Raw genomic sequence first — 17,849 nt, forward strand, 5'->3', positions numbered from 1 at the left:
TGAGATCGCCTGATCTGCCTGCCATAGCTTGCGCATGAAACTCGCGATCAACGGATTCGGTCGTATCGGCCGCACCATTCTGCGTCAGGTCTTAAGCCTGCCGCAGCATTCGGATGTTGAACTGGTGCTGATCAACGATATCGCACCGCTGGAAACATGCGCATACCTGTTCAAATATGATAGCACGTTTGGCCCCTATCAGGGTTCGGTCACGACCGAAGGTGAAGCACTGAATATCGATGGCCGCGTTATTCTGATGTCTCACAGCGCCGATTTGGCACAGGTCGATCTGTCCGGCGTCGATGTCATGCTCGATTGCACCGGCATCGCGCGAACATCCGACGTGGCCAGCCGGGGCTTGACTGCTGGGGCGGATAAAGTGTTGATTTCCGGTCCGTCACCCGCCGCCGAAGTCACACTGGTACTGGGGGCAAACGAAGATCAATTGGGCTGCGCACGGATCGTTTCAAATGCATCCTGCACCACCAATGGTCTGGCACCGCTCGTCAAGCTGATTGATGAAATCAGCGGGCTTGTGTCCGGGCACATGACCACCATCCACTGCTATACAAACAGCCAGCCGATGGTCGATGCGCCACGCGGGGATCTAGCCCGATCGCGCGCCGGGGCATTGTCAATGGTGCCCACGACCTCAAGCGCGACGCATTTGATTGATATCGTCTTGCCAGACCTGGCCGGTCGTGTGTCAGGGGCCGCGGTGCGTGTTCCGACGGCCAGCGTATCTGCCGTTGATCTTGTCGCCACGCTTGAACGTGGCATGAGCGCTGATCAGTTCGACCAAGCCTTTCGCGACGCGGTTGCAGCTTCTGCCGTGCTGGGATGGACCGATCTGCCCTTGGTGTCATCTGATTTGCGGTCCCGCCCTGAGTCACTGGTGGTGGCGGGGCCCGAGACGCGCATGATTGGAGAGAGGCAGATCAGGGTTTTTGGCTGGTACGACAATGAATGGGGGTTTTCAGCCCGTATGCTGGATGTCGCGCGCCTGATGGCAAACGCCGGGTAATCCGCAGCGCTGAAGCACGCTGCGGATTACTTCAAGACCTCAATCGTGAGGTAGGCTACCCGCGCCGTGACCGGCCATACCCCCTGAAACCTCTTCAGTCGATTCTTCAGCCAGTTCTTCTGGCAGGACCAAATTCAGTACAATGGCGATCAGCGCTGCGGGCAGCAGGCCGCTGGTCATCAGGATACGAAGTGTATCAGGTAGGTGCTGAACCGCGCCGGGTTCCAGCTGCAACCCAAGACCGATCGACAGCGAAATCGCAAAGATCACCATGTTGCGACGGTTCCAATCCACGTCTGACAGCATCGAGATACCTGCCGCGACCACCATGCCGAACATGACGATCACACCACCGCCCAGCACTTCGATAGGCACGGTGCGGATAATTGCCCCGACTTTTGGCACAAGGCCACACAGGATCAGGAAGATAGCTCCACAGGTCACGACATGGCGGCTCATGACGCCCGTCATCGCAATCAAACCGACATTCTGGCTGAAGGACGTATTGGGAAACCCGCCAAACATACCGGCAATCGCTGTTCCGAAACCATCGGCATAGGTCGCGCCAGCGATTTCCTTGTCGGTTGCTTCGCGACCTGCACCCCCCTTGGTGATACCCGATACGTCTCCGACGGTCTCGATGGCCGAGACAAAAGACATCAGACAAAAGCCGATCACGGCGGCCAGAGAGAACTCAAACCCATATTTGAACGGTACGGGCAGAGCAAAAGCTGAGGCGCGTGACCAACTTGTGCCAATGGCCTCGAACGTCACCATCCCGACCATCAGGGCATAGACGTAGCCGATGGCCAAACCAACCAGTACGGCAGACACCGACAGCATACCGCGTGCAAAGAACTTGAGGCCAAGCGTCACAACAACCACAACCAGTGCAGCCGACCAGTTGAGCAGCGATCCATACTCAGGAGTTCCAATCGCAGGCACACCACCAGCGGCGTATTGTATGCCGACCTTGACCAGCGCCAAACCGATCATTGTTACGACAAGTCCGGTGACCAGCGGCGGAAGCGCAAACCGTATCTTGCCTATGAAGAGGCCAAGAAAGGCATGAAACAAGCCGCCAACCAGGACACCGCAAAACAGCGCCCCTAAGGCATCCACGCCTTTTCCGGCGACCAGGGGGATCATGATGGGCAAAAACGCAAAGCTCGTTCCCTGTACAATCGGCAGAGCCGCTCCGACCGGGCCAATCGTGATAGTCTGCAGCAGTGTCGCCAGCCCTGCAAACAGCATCGACATCTGGATCAGGTACAGCAGTTCGGGAAAATCCGGGGAGTTCGACCCAAATCCAAACCCGGCAGCGCCCGCCACGATGATGGCCGGTGTCACGTTCGAGACGAACATCGCCAAAACGTGCTGAATGCCCAGCGGTATCGCCTTGTGCAAGGCGGGTGTGAAGTTTGGGTCCCGAAGCTGTTCGGGCGTCCCTATCGAAGTTTCAGCCATGATCTCATTGTCCTCCCTAAGATCCAATGGGGTTCTTACCGCTTCTCTGGCGGCTTCGGTTCTGGTTTCAGCGGTTGACCACCTCGTACGGTGTGCTGAACCAGTATTCCTCCAAGTTCGGGCCTTCCCCGATCCGATCAACGACTGCGAACAGACCGGGTCCATGCAAGGGTGTCAGGACTCCGTGCCATGTTCCCCGGTGATAGTTCACCGCCTGTCCTGGCTGTGTAATGAACGCGCGAGGACGACCCGGTTGCCCCTCCTCATCCGGGGCGACGATCACGAGAAAGGGCTGGTGAGTCATCGGAATGAACGCCTGGCTGCCGTCGGGATGACGCTCAACCATCGCTAGCTGATAAGGCAGTTCGCGTGGGTTTGCATTGAACAGGCTGATGCCCGCTTGGGCATCACCGAAATCCAGCCTTGCCCGATCATGATACCGCCCGCACTGGCCCTGGTTGATGATCTTGTCGGCCTCACCTGACACATCAATCAGATCACCAAACGGTGCGAAAGCTTCGGCCGAGATCGGTTCAGCGACAATCCGTGTCATGAGGGCAGCACATCGCGAAGACGGAACTCGGCAATCCGCTCGACCTGTCGGCAGGCCTCGGCGAACTCGGTTTCGCGATCCTGTTCGATGCGCCGTTCGAATGCGTTTAGGATCGAAGCCTTGTTGTGGTCCCGTACGGCAACGATGAACGGAAAGCCGAATTTTTCCGTATAGCGCTGGTTCAGTTCGGTGAAGGTGGCGCGTTCCTCATCCGTCAGCGCATCAAGCCCTGCCGAGGCTTGCTCGGACGTGCTTTCCTGTGTCAGCCGCTTAGCCTGCGCCAGTTTTCCCGCGAGATCAGGGTGGGCCGTCAAAACGCCCAACCGTTCCTCGGTTGAGGCGGACCGGAACATGCGGGTCAAAGCATTGTGTAATCCGCCTGCCGTGTCATGCGCCGCGCCCAATTCCAGATCATAGGCGCGCTCGGCGATCCAAGCGGAATGCTCGAAGATACCTCCATACGCAGAGACGAATTCTTCGCGGCCCATTTGCGAGGGTTGTGGACGCTCAGCCGCCGGGTGCTTTTCGGCCCAATGCTCGGCAATCTGCAATCGCGTCGCGAACCACACGTCCGAGAACCCGCGCGCGTAATCCAGAAATCGTTTCAGTGCCATAACACGACCCGGTCTTCCGATCAGGCGACAGTGCAAGCCGATCGACAGCATCTTGGGAGCGCCAGCTTCGCCTTCCGCATAAAGCACGTCGAAACTGTCTTTCAGATAGGAATAGAACTGGTCTCCGGCATTGAACCCCTGCGGCGTGGCAAAGCGCATATCGTTGCAATCCAGCGTGTAGGGCACAATTAACTGATCCCGACCACCGGTTTGCATCCAGTAGGGTAGATCGTCTGCATAGGTATCGGCAACATAAGCAAAGCCACCTTCCTCGGCGACCAGACGCACGGTGTTGTCCGAACAGCGCCCAGTGTACCAGCCGCGCGGGCGATCCCCTACAACTTCGGCATGCAGACGGATCGCTTCGGCGATCTGGGCCCGTTCTTCCGCCTCGGGCATATCCTTGTGCTCGACCCATTTCAGGCCATGGCTGGCAATCTCCCACCCTGCCGATTTCATCGCCGCAACCTGATCTGGCGAACGCGCTAACGCGGTAGCCACACCATAAACGGTGATCGGTAGGTCTTTCATCAAGCGATGCAGGCGCCAGAACCCCGACCGCGAGCCGTATTCATAGATCGATTCCATGTTCCAATGACGCTGGCCCGGCCACTGCGCCGCCCCAACGATCTCGGACAAGAACGCCTCGGACGCAGCGTCCCCGTGCAGGACACAGTTCTCGCCGCCTTCTTCGTAGTTCAACACAAACTGCACAGCCAGTTTTGCACCGCCGGGCCATGCGGCGTCAGGTGGGTTGGCTCCGTATCCGATCATATCGCGGGGGTAACGAGGCGGCTGCATAGGGTCTTCCAGTCCGGTTAGGTGTTTTGACAGCTTTACCGCAGAAACGGTCTATTGATTATCAAATCAATCCGAACACTGTTTCCAGTTCTTTCGGCATTTCAACCATTTTGCGGTTTGGCCCAGACTGTGGCACACCAAAAGAAACACATAGGAGAGACCCTTGGCTGGCTATCTGACAACCCACGTTCTCGACACGGCGCGCGGCTGCCCCGCTGAGGGGTTGAAAATCGCGCTCTACAAAGTGTCAGGGAACTCGCACCGTAAACTGGTCGAGATGGAAACCAACGCGGATGGCCGAACCAATAGCCCGATCTTACCGCAGGACGACTTTAAAACCGGCACTTATGAGCTGATATTCTTCGCCGGAGATTACCTGCGCGCGACGGGTCAGGATGGCGATGATCCTCTGTTTCTGGATCAGGTGCCGATCCGCTTTGGCATGTCCGATGCGAACGCGCACTACCACGTTCCGCTGCTGTTGTCCCCCTACGGCTATTCGACTTACCGGGGCAGCTAGCCCTAGACTTCGGCGCTTCGAACCACTTTGCCGATCCGGTCAATCATGAAATCCATAAACAGCCGCGCCTTCGGGTCCTGATGGCGGCGATGCGTATACAGGCAGGCCATTTGCACGGGAACCGGAGGCGTCTTCATCGCCACCGGGATCAGCCTCCCCGCCTTCAAATGCTCTGACACTTCAAAAACGGGTTTCATGGCAATACCTTGCCCAGACAGCGCCCAATCGGTCAAAACATCACCATCGTCACATTCATACCTGCCCGAGACAGCAAATCGTTTCGGGCCATCGGGAGTTTCCAGCATCCACTGAAACTCTGCCGCGCCGGGGAAGCGCAGGTTCAAGCATTCATGCTTGCCTGAAATCAGATCGGATCCAGCTTCTGGCATCCCACATCGGCTCACGTAATCAGGGGCTGCACATAGCACACGCTGGCAATCCGCAATCTTGCGAATGCGCAATGTACTGTCTTCGGGCTGACCGATGAAAAAAGCCAGATCCAAGCCTTCGGTGGTCAGATCAACCGAGCGGTCTGTCAGTCTTAGACGCACATCAATCTCAGGGTATCCTGACAGAAAATCAGGCACATGAGGCGCCAATAACCGGCGCCCGACACCCAAGGGCGCAGCAACAAACAGAGACCCGCGGGGGGCTTCGGTCAGATGCGTGACTTGGGCCTCTGCCTCATCAACTGCATCCAGAACCGCAACCGCGCCGGGGTAGAACGCCCGCCCCTGTTCCGTTGGTGTCAGGTTCCGGGTTGTGCGCTGAAACAGGCGCACTCCCAGATGATCCTCCAACTGCGATATTCGCGCCGACGTCACCGCAGGTGAAATTCTCATATCCCGCCCGGCGGCTGACATGCTGCCCAAGTCATAGACCCGGACAAAGGTTCGAATGTTGTCGAGATAGGACATCTTATCGTTTTTTTTGATACAGTTTGACAATATACGGGAATACCGAAGAAAAGCCCGTTTGCCTAGTGTGGCGCAACGCAATCGGAGACATAAGCATGTACGACTTCGCCGTTTTCTGGGATTGGATTGGTTTTGGCGTGCGCTGGTTGCACGTTATCACCGCGATTGCCTGGATCGGATCATCCTTCTACTTCATCGCGCTGGATCTTGGTTTGAACCGCGATATCCCCGGACCGGCGGACGGCGAGGAATGGCAAGTCCATGGCGGAGGATTCTATCACATCCAGAAATATCTCGTCGCTCCGGAGCGTATGCCCGACCACCTGACCTGGTTTAAATGGGAAAGCTATGCCACATGGCTCAGCGGTGCCGCGCTACTGATGATCGTCTACTGGGTAGGCGGAGAGCTCTATCTGATCGATGCCCAAAAGGCGGATCTGGCGCTATGGCAAGGCATATTGATCTCGGCTGCCTCGCTGACTGTCGGTTGGCTGGTCTACGATTTTCTTTGCAAGTCGGGATTGGGCGAGCGTCCGACATTGCTGATGGTTCTTCTGTTCGTGCTGCTGGTGATTATGGGCTGGGGATATAACCAGATATTCACCGGTCGCGCGATGATGCTGCATCTGGGGGCTTTCACGGCCACAATCATGACCGCAAATGTGTTCTTCATCATCATGCCAAACCAGCGCATTGTGGTGGACGACCTAAAGAACGGGCGCACACCTGATCCGAAATACGGCAAGATCGCCAAGCTGCGTTCGACCCACAACAACTATCTGACATTGCCGGTCGTGTTTCTGATGTTGTCGAACCACTATCCGCTGGCTTTTGCGACCGAGTACAATTGGATCATCGCCGCGCTGGTCTTCCTGATGGGTGTCACAATCCGGCACTATTTCAACACCCGCCACGCGCGCGCTGGAAACCCAACCTGGACCTGGCTGGTAACGGCTTTGCTGTTCATGACCATCATGTGGTTGTCGACCGCTTCGATGAACGACCCGTTGGAAGAGGCCGAAGCGCGGCAACTAACTCCCTACGAACAGAAATTCGCATCAGCGGATGGCTTTGAAGAAGCACAGGACATAGTTCTGGGTCGCTGTTCTATGTGCCACGCGCGCGAGCCTGTCTGGGAAGGCATCCTGTGGGCACCCAAAGGTGTCCTGCTGGAAACAAAAGCTGACATTGCTCAGAACGCGCAACAGATTTATCTGCAATCCGGCGTCACACATGCCATGCCTCCCGCGAACGTGACCTATATGGAACCTGAAGACCGGGATGCGATTGTTCGCTGGTTCCGAAATGCCGGTCTGTAGCGGATTGGCACACGAGTTTGCCAATAAAAACACCTGAACTTTGTTTAGTTCTTCCCCTAAGCGCCGTCAGATGCTCTAAATGAATTCAACACGCCGCATTCGTTTTGTTTCGCGGCCATAGCGATTTCGACTTGGGGCAGTTGGAGCCATACAATGACAGGGAGCAGACCGCGCAGCGATCTGAGAGGCTGGCTTTTTGGTGCGTTTGTGGCCTTGTCCCCCAATCTTGCTACCGCGCTAGAAACGACCCTATCCGCCCCTGGTGCATCTGAAGATCTGGTCGACCGCTTGGAAGAGACTTCATCCATCTTCACCTCGGAATCGCGTGGTCTTGATACGTCACTGGAAATACTGTCGGCAGCTTTGTCCGACTACCGCACCATCGTTCAGATCATGTACGACGAAGGCTATTTCAGCCCCGTCGTCAGCATCAAGCTTGACGGGCAGGAAGCCGCCAAAATCAATTCGCTGAACGTTCCAGCCCAATTCAAACGGGCGACTATCCTTGTCACACCGGGACGGAAGTTCAAGTTCGGAACGGCTGTCGTGCAACCGCTGGCACCGGGCACGGAACTGCCCGAAGAGTTCGCCACGGGTAAGACCGCGACCACCGGAGCGATCCAACAGGCGGCTTCGGCCGGGGTGCAGGGCTGGCGCGATACAGGCCATGCCAAGGCGGAAGTGGAAGATCAGAAAGTAATAGCGCGCCATGCGCAGGCACGGCTGGACGCGACAATTGATCTGGCTCCGGGGCCAAGGTTGCGGTTCGGCAAAATGATCATTCAGGGCGATACAAATGTCCGCCATCGGTCGATTGAGAAAGTCGCAGGCTTCCCGTCGGGTGAGGTTTATTCGCCTGAACAGGTCCAAAAGGTTGGCACCCGCCTGCGGCGCACCGGCACATTCGCTACGGTTTCGCTCAAGGAACATGAAGAACCCAACCCGGATGGCACGCTTGATTTCGACGCAACTTTCGAAGACCTGCCACCGCGCCGCCTGACCTTTGGGGCCGAGATTGCCTCGCGCGACGGGGTTGATCTTACAGCTACGTGGACCCATCGAAACGTTTTCCGGCGAGCCGAAAGGCTGCGGTTCGAGGCGGCAATCCGCAATATCGGCGGGGCCGAGGATATCGATGGACGCATTGGTCTGCGCCTGGATCAACCTGATCGTCTGGGCCCTGACGACAATACATTCTGGAGCGCCCTGCTGGAACGGCGCAATACCGAAAACTACAACGTCACCGTCGCCTCGCTTGCCTATGGTGCACGCCGCACATTCTCTGACCGCCTCTACGCCGAAGCCTCAGCAGGTTTCCAATGGTCGGACGCAGATGACGCCTATGGCGATGGGCGCAAGTTTCGATACTTCATTCTTCCGTTCCGGTCAGAATGGGATGAACGCGACAGCAAGGTCAGCGCGACGCGCGGTTATTATCTAGACTCGCAAGTCATGCCCTTTGTCGGGTTCTCCGGGTCGGATACCGGCCTGAGAATGTTCTTTGACGGTCGCGCCTATAACGATCTGGGCACCGCCGGTCGGCTGGTGTTGGCAGGCCGGGTGCAGTTGGGATCGGTCCTCGGACCTCCGGCAGATGGTGTGACTCCAGATTTCCTGTTCTTCTCGGGTGGTGCCGGTACAGTACGGGGTCAGCCATTTGAAAGCCTAGGTATCCCCGTCGGGGATGGTGTCGCCGGTGGCAAATCTTTTCTGGGGCTCTCAGCCGAGGTCCGAGGCAAAGTCACTGACGCAATCTCGTTGGTTGGGTTTTATGACTACGGTGTGGTCGACACGTCCTCATTCATCGGCAGCGGCGCGGAAGAGCATTCTGGCGCGGGCCTTGGGATCCGTTATGATCTGGGCGGCTTCGGGCCCTTGCGCTTTGACCTTGCGGTGCCGGTTCAGGGCGATACGGGTGACGGGCTGCAATTCTACCTCGGGATCGGGCAAGCCTTTTGATGCGTCGCGTTGTATATCCCCTGTTGCTAAGTTCAGCAGCGATCACCGTTCCCATCGCGGCGACCGCTCAGGACGAGGGCGGCAGCATGATCGAGCAGTTTCTGCAAGATACCCTGTCTGGTGATGATCAGAATGTGCGGGTGATCGGCCTTGAAGGAGCTCTGAGTTCGCGTGCGACGATTCAAGAAATCACAGTCGCCGATGACGACGGCGTCTGGCTCACCATTAAAAACGCTGAATTGGACTGGAACCGATTGGCACTGCTGCGCGGTCGGTTCTCGGTCAACACACTATCGGCGCAGGAAATCGATATCGCCCGCGCACCCGGTACAACAACTAAGTACGCACCGCCCCCTTCAGCCGAAACCCAACCCTTCCAACTACCTGAGCTTCCGGTTTCGATCGAAATCGGAGAGCTGCGCGTCGATGACCTGTCTTTAGGTGAGCCGCTGATCGGCGTCGCTGCCGAGCTTGCCGTGAACGGCAACCTATCGCTGGCTGATGGAACACTGGATACTACGCTGGATATCGACCGACTGGACCGCGCCGGGGACACGATTGATCTGAAAGCAGGCTTTCAGAACGACAGCCGCCAGATCGATCTGGACTTGACCGTAGCCGAAGCCTCAGGCGGTCTGATCGCAACGGCCCTGTCCATCCCCGATGCCCCGCCGCTTGAGCTGACTGCAAAAGGCTCGGGGCCGATAACGGATTTTAATGCTGATATCGGTCTAAGCAGCGATCAGCAGCTTCGCGTGTCCGGTCAGGTACGACTGCGCACAGCCGAAGAGAGTGGCAACGCTTCCGATGGAATCGCGTTTACTGCCGATGTCGGAGGCGACCTGACGCCGTTTCTGGCCGAAGAGATGGACACGTTCTTCGGTACCGACACACGGCTGTTTGTAGATGGGCGCACCCATTCTGACGGGGCGCTGGATATATCGGATATCGAGATTACCTCGGAAGCGCTGGACCTCAAAAGCGAACTTAGCCTTGCTTCGGGCGGTGTTTTGAAACTGGTCGCCCTGCAAGGTCGTATCACGCCGCCGGAAGGTGACAAGGTCGTCCTGCCCGTCAGCGGCGGCGATACGTCAATCGGCGCGGCGCAGATTTCGGCCTTGTACAATACCGAGAATGGCAATCTCTGGGACCTGAGCCTGACGACCAACAAGATTGAAACCCCCAACCTGAACCTCGATCATGCACGGATCAGCGGGCAAGGCACGCTAGATCAATCCAGCGGGCTGTCGGTCGATGGCGATCTGCAGGCTGTGTTGGATGGCATTGATCTGACAGATGCCGCACTGAATGCCGCCGTCGGAAATCAGGTCACACTGGATGGACAGTTCGAGTACGGCAGCGACCAGACATTGCAATTGTCCGGGGTCGAACTGGTCGGCAGCGACTATACCCTAGACGCTGATGCGTTGATCAGCGGGCTTGCGACCGGGTTGCAGGTTGATGGCACGGCACTGCTGCAGGCGACCGACCTGTCGCGGTTCTCGGACCTGGCACAGCTTCAGCTTGGTGGCGAGGCTTCGATCCAGGTGGCTGGAAAGGGCTCGCCACTGGAACGCAGCTTTGACGGCAAGGTCACGGTGAATGGGCGTGATCTGGTGACCGGGCGTGACGATATTGATCCAATGATCACGGGTGAAACCGAAATCGTTCTGGATGCCAAACGCGACACCGAAGGGGTAACAATTCGCGATTTCACCGTGAACGGCGACGCTCTTACAGCGCAGGCCAGCGGCACGGTCACGACCCCAAATGGCAATCTGACGATTGACGGTCAGGCCAGCGTGAACGCCCCAAATCTGGCGGTGTTCTCAGGCATCGCACAGCGTGATCTGGCGGGCGCATTACAGGCCCGGCTGGATGGCAAAGGCACCGTACAGACGTTGGAATTCGACGGCCAAGCCAGCGTGATCGGAACAAATATCGAAACCGGGATGAGCGAGTTCGACCCGCTGTTGAAAGGCCGGATATCAATCAATCTGGACGGTGCGCATTCGGGCAACCAAATCGTTATTCGAAACGCCACGGTCAAAAGTGCTGCTATTACTGCTGAGGTAGGCGCAACCATCGATGACCCCACCGGAAACATCGCGGTGGATGGAAGCGCCAAGCTGAACGCCCCCGACCTGTCTTTGTTCTCCGGCCTCGCCGGGCTTGATCTGGCTGGGTCGATTGATGCCGACGTCACCGGTCGGGCCGCGCAAAGCAGCAAGGCCTTTGATATCAAAGGCAACCTGAGCGCAGACGACCTTGCCACGGGTATCCAAGCCGTAGATGCGTTGGTACAGGGACGAACCACGCTGAACGTGGATGCCGCCAACGATGATCAGGGGCTGAACATCCGCACTTTCAGTCTGAACGGAACCGCGCTGACCGCAGATGCATCGGGCCGATTGGATCGGGAGGCCGGTGGCCTCGATTTCTCGGCCATGCTGGACGACATCGGCCGTCTATCTTCGACATTGTCCGGGCCGCTCACGCTGGATGGCAACGTCGCCCCTACAGGGTCCGGTTTGGAAGGCAATGCGCGCCTGCAGGGACCAGATAGCTCGTACGCCAATTTAACCGGAACTGTAGAAACCGGTGGCACCGCGGATCTAAATTTTGACGCCCGCCTGAATCGGGTCGAACGTTTTGTGCCCGATTTCCCCGGAACCGTCGCCGCCAGTGGTACCGCCCTCCGCGACGCCGGGATGTGGACCATCGACGCAAAGGCTAATGGCCCCGCCGATATCAATACAACGGTTGCCGGGACCTTTAACGAAACCAGCGGCGAAACGGATCTGAAGATGCAGGGCGGTGTCAACATCGGTATCGCCAATGCATTTATCTCTCCCAACAATCTGGCCGGTACTGCCCGGTTCGATCTGGCCCTGAAAGGGGCACCTGCGCTGGATGCGCTTAGCGGAACGATTTCAACATCCGGCGCGTCGATGGCCTTGCCCGATGTGGGACAGACAATCACTGGCATCGGGGGTTCCGTAAACATCGCGCAAAGCCGCGCCACGATTGCACTGCAGGGTGGGTTACGCGCGGGCGGAGGGTTTACCGTCAACGGCCCGATTGATCTGACGCCACCCTTCAACGCCCAGATAACCACAGCGCTCAACAATCTCGTGCTGACAGACAAGCTGCTCTATGAGACCACATTGAACGGTCAGATCGCCCTGACCGGGGCATTGGCCGGTAACAGTTCGCTGGCCGGGCAGATCAACTTTGGCGAAACCAACATCAATCTTGCAGCCGCCGCAGGAGCAGTCGGCGCAGCACCAATTCCGACGATCCAACACCTGAACGAAAGCCGTGCCGGTTTCGTAACGCGGGAACGCGCCAATCTGGTGGAAACCGAGGATGAGACTAAAAGCAACTCGCGCATGACGCTCGACATCGGATTGCTTGCACCCAAGGCAGTTTTTGTCCGAGGACGCGGCGTGAACGCGGAACTGGGCGGTCGCATACAAATTGGTGGAACTACAACTTCTGTTGTGCCGTCAGGCCAGATTGAGCTTATCCGAGGTAATATTGATATCCTTGGTCGCCGCCTTGCGCTGACTAAGGGTGTGGTCACCCTGCAGGGTGACCTGACGCCATATATCGAGTTTGAATCGTCCTCCAGCACCTCGGACGGCACCGCAACGATCGAGATCGCCGGGCCGCTGGACTCACCCGAGGTCGACGTATTCTCCGATCCAGAGCGCCCGACCGAGGAAGCGCTGGCCATGTTGTTATTCGGCAACCGCTTCTCGGAGCTGTCGCCTTTTGTGATCGCCCAGATGGCGGCCTCACTTGCCCAACTCAGCGGCGCGGGCGGGGATACTACCAAAGGGGTGCGCGAGGCCACGGGCCTGGACACTATCGACCTAGGCGCGACTGAGGGCGGTGGGGGCAGCCTTGGTGCGGGCGCATATCTAAGCGACAATCTCTACACCGATTTCACCGTCAATACCGAAGGTGACACCGAGGTGAATTTGAACCTCGACGTCACCGACAGCTTCACGGTGCGCGGCACGGTGGATGGCCGGGGCGAGACGGGTTTGGGTATCTTTTTCGAACGCGACTACTGAAAATAAAGGCGACCCCAAAGGGCCGCCTTTTTTCAGTTGATTGAAGACTATTCCGCCGCGACGGCGTCTACGATCTTTTCGACGCGAATTGCCGAGAACTTGAATTCGGGGATCTTGCCATAAGGATCGATGGCCGAGTTGGTCAGGATATTCGCCGCCGCCTCGACATAGGCGAACGGGATGAACACCATATCTTCGGCAATCGCCCGGTCGGCCCGCACCATGATTTCAATCGAACCGCGGCGAGTAGTCAGACGGATCATATCGCCCGGCTCAATTCCCATCAGTTTCAATGTACGCGGGTTCATCGAGCAGTTCGCTTCAGGTTCCACGGCATCCAGAACGTTGGACCGGCGGGTCATCGACCCGGTATGCCAATGCTCCAGCTGGCGCCCAGTGGTGGCGATCATCGGGTATTCATCATCCGGGGCCTCATCCGGTGGGATGACACTGGCTGGCGTGAACCGGGCGCGACCATCCGCACGTGGGAAACCATCGCCGAACACAATCGCCTGACCTGGGTCTGTCTCGGACAGTGACGGGTAAGTGATCGTCTCCGTCTCAAGCCGTTCCCACGTGATGTTGTCGAGCGAATTCATCGTCAGCTTCATCTCAGCAAAGACCTGAGAAACATCGGAATAATCCCAGTTCAAACCGATCCGCTGCGCCAGCTCAACGGTGATCTTCCAATCCTCGCGCGCTTCGCCCGGAGGGTTAACGGCAGGTCGCACACGCTGTACCTGACGGTTGGTGTTCGACACGGTGCCGTTCTTCTCATAGAGCGCTGAGGCGGGCAGAATGATGTCGGCATAGTTCGCCGTTTCGGTCAGGAAGATATCCTGCACGATCATCAGTTCCAGCTTGGCCAGTGCGTCGCGCGCGTGATTCACATCGGGGTCGGACATGGCGGGGTTTTCCCCCTGGATGTACATACCCTTGATGTTGCCCGCATAAGCCTGATCGATGATCTCGGTGACGGTCAGCCCCTTCTCGTTCGAGAAGTCGCGGTCGTCATTCCAGACGTTGGTGAACTTGGCCCGAATGCCGTCGTCGGTAACGGACTGATAGTCCGGCAGGAACATCGGGATCAGGCCCGCGTCTGAGGCACCTTGCACGTTGTTCTGCCCGCGCAGAGGGTGAAGACCTGCACCGGGTTTACCAACATTGCCGGTCATCAGAGCCAACGAGATCAAGCAGCGCGAGTTGTCGGTGCCATGGATGTGCTGGCTGACACCCATACCCCAGAAAATCAGACCGGCCTTGGCTTGCGCAAAGGTGCGCGCCACTCGGCGCAGTTGATCCGGTTCGATGCCACAGATCGGCGACATAGCCTCAGGCGTGAACTGGCGCAGGTGTTCTTTTTCGGCTTCCCAGTTTTCGGTCCAGCGGTGGATGTACTGGCTGTCATAGAGCTCTTCTTCCACGATCACGTTCATGATCGCGTTCAGCATCGAAACATCCGCACCGGGACGGAATTGAAGCATCTCATCAGCAAACTTACGCATCCCAACGCCGCGCGGGTCCATAACTATCAGCTTGCCACCACGTTTGGTGAACTGCTTGAAGTAGGTCGCAGCGACAGGGTGGTTTTCAATCGGGTTGGCCCCGATGATGATCGCCACATCCGCGTTTTCGATCTCGTTGAAGGTCGCGGTCACAGCACCCGAGCCCACATTCTCAATCAGGGCCGCAACAGATGACGCGTGGCACAGACGGGTGCAGTGGTCGACATTGTTGTGGCGGAAGCCCTGACGGATGAACTTCTGGAACAGATAGGCTTCTTCGTTGGTGCACTTGGCCGAGCCGAAGCCTGCAACGCTGCGCGGGTCTTTGTCGCGCAAGTCCATCAGCTTGGTCGCGGCCAAATCCATCGCCTCTTCCCACGTTGCTTCACGGAAATGGGTATTCAGGTTGCCGGGATCGACGTTCAATCCCTTGGCTGGAGCATCCTCGCGACGGATCAGCGGCTTGGTCAGGCGATGCGGATGGTGAATGTAGTCAAAGCCAAAGCGGCCTTTGACGCACAGACGACCTTCGTTTGCAGGGCCGTTGATGCCCTCGACATACTTCACCTTGCCGTCTTTGACCTTGAGCGAAACCTTACAGCCCACGCCGCAGAACGGGCAGACGCTTTCCGTTTCGCTATCGTAATCCTTGCTGTCGCCTCGCTGCTGGTCATCCAGTACGGTTGCTGGCATCAAAGCACCGGTCGGGCAGGCCTGCACGCATTCACCACAAGCCACACAGGTCGAAGCACCCATCGGGTCGTTCTGGTCGAACACCACCTGCGCTGTGTGGCCACGACCGGCCATACCAATCACGTCGTTGACCTGCACGTCGCGGCAGGCCCGGACGCAAAGGTTGCAGTTGATGCAGGCGTCCAGATTGACGCGCATCGCAACGTGGCTGTCATCCAACAGCGGGATTTTCTCGGCCTCTTTCGCCGGGAAACGGCTGTCAATGACATGGTTCAGCTTGGCCATATCCCAGAAGTGGCTGGAGGTGTCGTGCGCTTCCTCAGGCTGATCCGCAACCAACAGCTCCATGACCATCGCGCGCGATTTCTCGGCCCGGTCGCTGTCGGTCTTAACCACCATGCCGTCGGCTGCCGGACGGATGCACGAGGCGACCAGCGTGCGCTCGCCTTCCACCTCGACCATACAGGCGCGGCAGTTGCCGTCAGGGCGATAGCCCGGTTGCGGCTTGTGACACAGGTGAGGGATGGTGAACCCCTGCCCCTTGGCCGCTTCCCAGATGGTCCAGCCCTCGGGCACGGTGACATCTTCGCCATTCAGGTTGAAGGTGACGGTCTTGTTTGGGCTTGCATCAAGCATGGCTGTCTCCCTCAGATTTCGTCAGCGAAATGTTTCATGACAAGGCGGATCGGGTTCGGGGCCGCCTGCCCCAGACCGCAGATCGAGGCATCGCCCATGACCTGACACAGGTCTTCCAGCAGGTCCTGATCCCATTTGTCGGCTTGCATCAGCTTGACCGCCTTTTCGCAGCCTGCGCGGCAGGGCGTGCACTGGCCGCAGCTTTCGTCTTCGAAGAAGCGCAGCATGTTCAGCGCCGCATCGCGGGCGGTGTCCTGATCGGACAGAACCACAACCGCAGCGGACCCGATGAAGGTGCCATGCGGTTGCAACGTGTCGAAATCCAGCGGGATGTCATCCATCGATGCAGGCAACAGACCCGAGGATGGACCACCCGGCTGATAAGCCTTGAAGGTCTGGCCCCCGGCCATGCCTCCGGCAGCCTCGATCACGTCCAGAATGGTGGAGCCAGCGGGCAGAAGGTAAACGCCCGGCTTTGCGACACGACCCGAGACCGAATAGCTACGCAAACCCTTGCGACCGTTCTTTTCGGTGCTGTTAAGGCATTCAGGCCCTTCACGGCAAACTTTGGTCACCCAATAGAGCGTCTCGACATTGTGCACCAAGGTCGGACGGTTAAAGACCCCAACCTGCGCCACGAACGGAGGACGGTGGCGCGGCAGCCCCTTCTTGCCCTCGATCGATTCGATCATCGCGGATTCTTCACCGCAGATGTAAGCGCCAGCACCACGGCGCAGGTCGATATAGCCTTCTTCGACGATCCCGGCTTGTTCGAGCGCGGTAATCTCACGACGCAGGATTTCCAGAACTGCCGGGTATTCGTCGCGCATATAGATAAAGCAGGTCTCTGCCTCGACGGCCCAAGCGGCGATCAGCATCCCTTCGAGGAAGACATGCGGCGTGCGCTCAAGATAGTAGCGGTCCTTGAATGTCCCGGGCTCGCCCTCATCGCCGTTGACAGCCAGATAACGCGGGCCTTCATTCATGCGAACAAAGCCCCATTTCTTGCCCGACGGGAAGCCAGCGCCGCCCAGACCACGCAGGCCCGAGGACAGTACGTCTTCCTGCACCTTCTCCCAATCGCCGCCCTCGCGCAGCTCTTTCAGTTTGGCGTAGCCACCTTCGGCCTCATAGGCCGCGAAGGTTTCGTAGTCGGGCAGGTGCGCATGGGTGTCATCGGCAACAATAGCGGCCCGCACTTTTTCGGGGGTCGCGTGGTCGATGTGGTTGTGACCGATCTCCAGCACTGGAGCGGTGTCGCAGCGTCCCATGCAGGGCGCACGGACAACGCGGACCTGCGAGGCATCCAAACCGTCTTCCAGCGCTTTTTGCAGCTGCTGGGCACCTGCCATTTCGCAGGACAGCGAATCGCACACACGGATCGTCAACGCCGGAGGAGGCGTTTCACCCTCTTTCACTACATCGAAATGGGCATAGAAGGTTGCGGTTTCGTAAATCTCAGCCTGCCCGATCCGCATCTCAACCGCCAGAGCGGCGATGTGGTCGGCGCTGATATGGCCGTGTGCGTCCTGAATCAAATGCAGAAATTCAATCAGCAGGTCGCGACGTCGCGGGCGGTCACCCAACAGACGTGCAATTTCCGCTTGTGCCTCGTCCGAGAATTGACGGCCTTTGGGCGTGTGCCGCCCCTTGCCTTTACCTGACTTCCAGACGCCCTTTGGCGCGCCTGATGGCTTGGTGTCTAATGGTGCCATGATGCCCTCCGATTGAGGCCCCGTGTCTCATCAGACTAGCATAT

Annotated in this window: 11 protein-coding genes; 5 read left to right on the forward strand and 6 right to left on the reverse strand. The window is 58.1% G+C overall.

Annotated elements, in window-relative coordinates:
- Nucleotides 1–34 precede the first annotated feature (34 nt).
- Nucleotides 35–1,024 carry a type I glyceraldehyde-3-phosphate dehydrogenase gene (locus AC1DFB_RS11305; RefSeq protein ID WP_480921271.1) on the forward strand — a complete coding sequence of 330 codons (990 nt, stop codon included), beginning with the start codon at nucleotides 35–37 and terminating at the stop codon, nucleotides 1,022–1,024.
- A gap of 39 nt (nucleotides 1,025–1,063) precedes the next feature.
- On the opposite strand, the gene AC1DFB_RS11310 is transcribed toward AC1DFB_RS11305, so the two are convergent.
- From AC1DFB_RS11310 to puuE, 3 genes are all read right to left on the reverse strand, one after another.
- Nucleotides 1,064–2,491, reverse strand: coding sequence for a nucleobase:cation symporter-2 family protein (locus tag AC1DFB_RS11310; RefSeq protein WP_170424357.1), 1,428 nt, complete (start codon nucleotides 2,489–2,491; stop codon nucleotides 1,064–1,066).
- A 67-nt stretch (nucleotides 2,492–2,558) separates the two neighbouring features.
- Complete coding sequence (locus tag AC1DFB_RS11315; protein WP_170564627.1) at nucleotides 2,559–3,044, reverse strand: ureidoglycolate lyase; 486 nt, start codon at nucleotides 3,042–3,044, stop codon at nucleotides 2,559–2,561.
- On the reverse strand, nucleotides 3,041–4,459 hold the full coding sequence (gene puuE / locus AC1DFB_RS11320; RefSeq protein WP_480921272.1) for an allantoinase PuuE: 1,419 nt from the start codon (nucleotides 4,457–4,459) through the stop codon (nucleotides 3,041–3,043). The genes AC1DFB_RS11315 and puuE overlap by 4 nt, the downstream gene beginning before the upstream one ends.
- A 163-nt stretch (nucleotides 4,460–4,622) precedes the next feature.
- On the opposite strand from puuE, the gene uraH reads away from it, so the two are divergent.
- Entirely contained in the window at nucleotides 4,623–4,979 is a 357-nt protein-coding gene (gene uraH, locus AC1DFB_RS11325; RefSeq protein WP_480921273.1) for a hydroxyisourate hydrolase, read from the forward strand.
- Between the two features lie 2 nt (nucleotides 4,980–4,981).
- On the opposite strand, the gene AC1DFB_RS11330 is transcribed toward uraH, so the two are convergent.
- The gene (locus AC1DFB_RS11330; RefSeq protein WP_480921274.1) at nucleotides 4,982–5,896 is read right to left on the reverse strand and encodes a LysR family transcriptional regulator; all 915 of its coding nucleotides are present in this window, start codon (nucleotides 5,894–5,896) and stop codon (nucleotides 4,982–4,984) included.
- Nucleotides 5,897–5,991: 95 nt separating this feature from the next.
- Between AC1DFB_RS11330 and AC1DFB_RS11335 the strand changes: the two genes are divergently transcribed.
- The 3 genes from AC1DFB_RS11335 to AC1DFB_RS11345 all read left to right on the forward strand — a co-directional run bounded on the left by AC1DFB_RS11335 (nucleotide 5,992) and on the right by AC1DFB_RS11345 (nucleotide 13,256).
- On the forward strand, nucleotides 5,992–7,215 hold the full coding sequence (locus tag AC1DFB_RS11335; protein ID WP_170397471.1) for a urate hydroxylase PuuD: 1,224 nt from the start codon (nucleotides 5,992–5,994) through the stop codon (nucleotides 7,213–7,215).
- A 153-nt stretch (nucleotides 7,216–7,368) separates the two neighbouring features.
- On the forward strand, nucleotides 7,369–9,174 hold the full coding sequence (locus AC1DFB_RS11340) for an autotransporter assembly complex protein TamA (protein WP_170626495.1): 1,806 nt from the start codon (nucleotides 7,369–7,371) through the stop codon (nucleotides 9,172–9,174).
- Nucleotides 9,174–13,256: a translocation/assembly module TamB domain-containing protein gene (locus AC1DFB_RS11345; RefSeq protein WP_480921275.1), complete on the forward strand. Its 4,083-nt coding sequence runs from the start codon at nucleotides 9,174–9,176 to the stop codon at nucleotides 13,254–13,256. Before AC1DFB_RS11340 ends, AC1DFB_RS11345 begins: the two co-directional genes overlap by 1 nt.
- A gap of 47 nt (nucleotides 13,257–13,303) precedes the next feature.
- Here AC1DFB_RS11345 and fdhF read toward each other — a convergent pair whose 3' ends face one another.
- Both fdhF and AC1DFB_RS11355 read right to left on the reverse strand, forming a co-directional pair.
- Nucleotides 13,304–16,090, reverse strand: a complete 2,787-nt coding sequence (fdhF, locus tag AC1DFB_RS11350) for a formate dehydrogenase subunit alpha (RefSeq protein ID WP_480921276.1) — start codon at nucleotides 16,088–16,090, stop codon at nucleotides 13,304–13,306.
- An 11-nt stretch (nucleotides 16,091–16,101) separates the two neighbouring features.
- A complete protein-coding gene (locus AC1DFB_RS11355; protein WP_480763527.1) occupies nucleotides 16,102–17,805 on the reverse strand; it encodes an NAD(P)H-dependent oxidoreductase subunit E in 1,704 nt (567 codons plus the stop codon).
- Nucleotides 17,806–17,849 lie beyond the last annotated feature (44 nt).

This window comes from Ruegeria sp. S84 (genome assembly GCF_056583445.1).

Coding starts and splice junctions, on each gene's coding strand:
- AC1DFB_RS11305 (WP_480921271.1), top strand. CDS start 35: ATGAAACTCGCGATCAACGGATTCGGTCGTATCGGCCGCACCATTCTG.
- AC1DFB_RS11310 (WP_170424357.1), bottom strand. CDS start 2,491: ATGGCTGAAACTTCGATAGGGACGCCCGAACAGCTTCGGGACCCAAAC.
- AC1DFB_RS11315 (WP_170564627.1), bottom strand. CDS start 3,044: ATGACACGGATTGTCGCTGAACCGATCTCGGCCGAAGCTTTCGCACCG.
- puuE (WP_480921272.1), bottom strand. CDS start 4,459: ATGCAGCCGCCTCGTTACCCCCGCGATATGATCGGATACGGAGCCAAC.
- AC1DFB_RS11330 (WP_480921274.1), bottom strand. CDS start 5,896: ATGTCCTATCTCGACAACATTCGAACCTTTGTCCGGGTCTATGACTTG.
- AC1DFB_RS11335 (WP_170397471.1), top strand. CDS start 5,992: ATGTACGACTTCGCCGTTTTCTGGGATTGGATTGGTTTTGGCGTGCGC.
- AC1DFB_RS11340 (WP_170626495.1), top strand. CDS start 7,369: ATGACAGGGAGCAGACCGCGCAGCGATCTGAGAGGCTGGCTTTTTGGT.
- AC1DFB_RS11345 (WP_480921275.1), top strand. CDS start 9,174: ATGCGTCGCGTTGTATATCCCCTGTTGCTAAGTTCAGCAGCGATCACC.
- fdhF (WP_480921276.1), bottom strand. CDS start 16,090: ATGCTTGATGCAAGCCCAAACAAGACCGTCACCTTCAACCTGAATGGC.
- AC1DFB_RS11355 (WP_480763527.1), bottom strand. CDS start 17,805: ATGGCACCATTAGACACCAAGCCATCAGGCGCGCCAAAGGGCGTCTGG.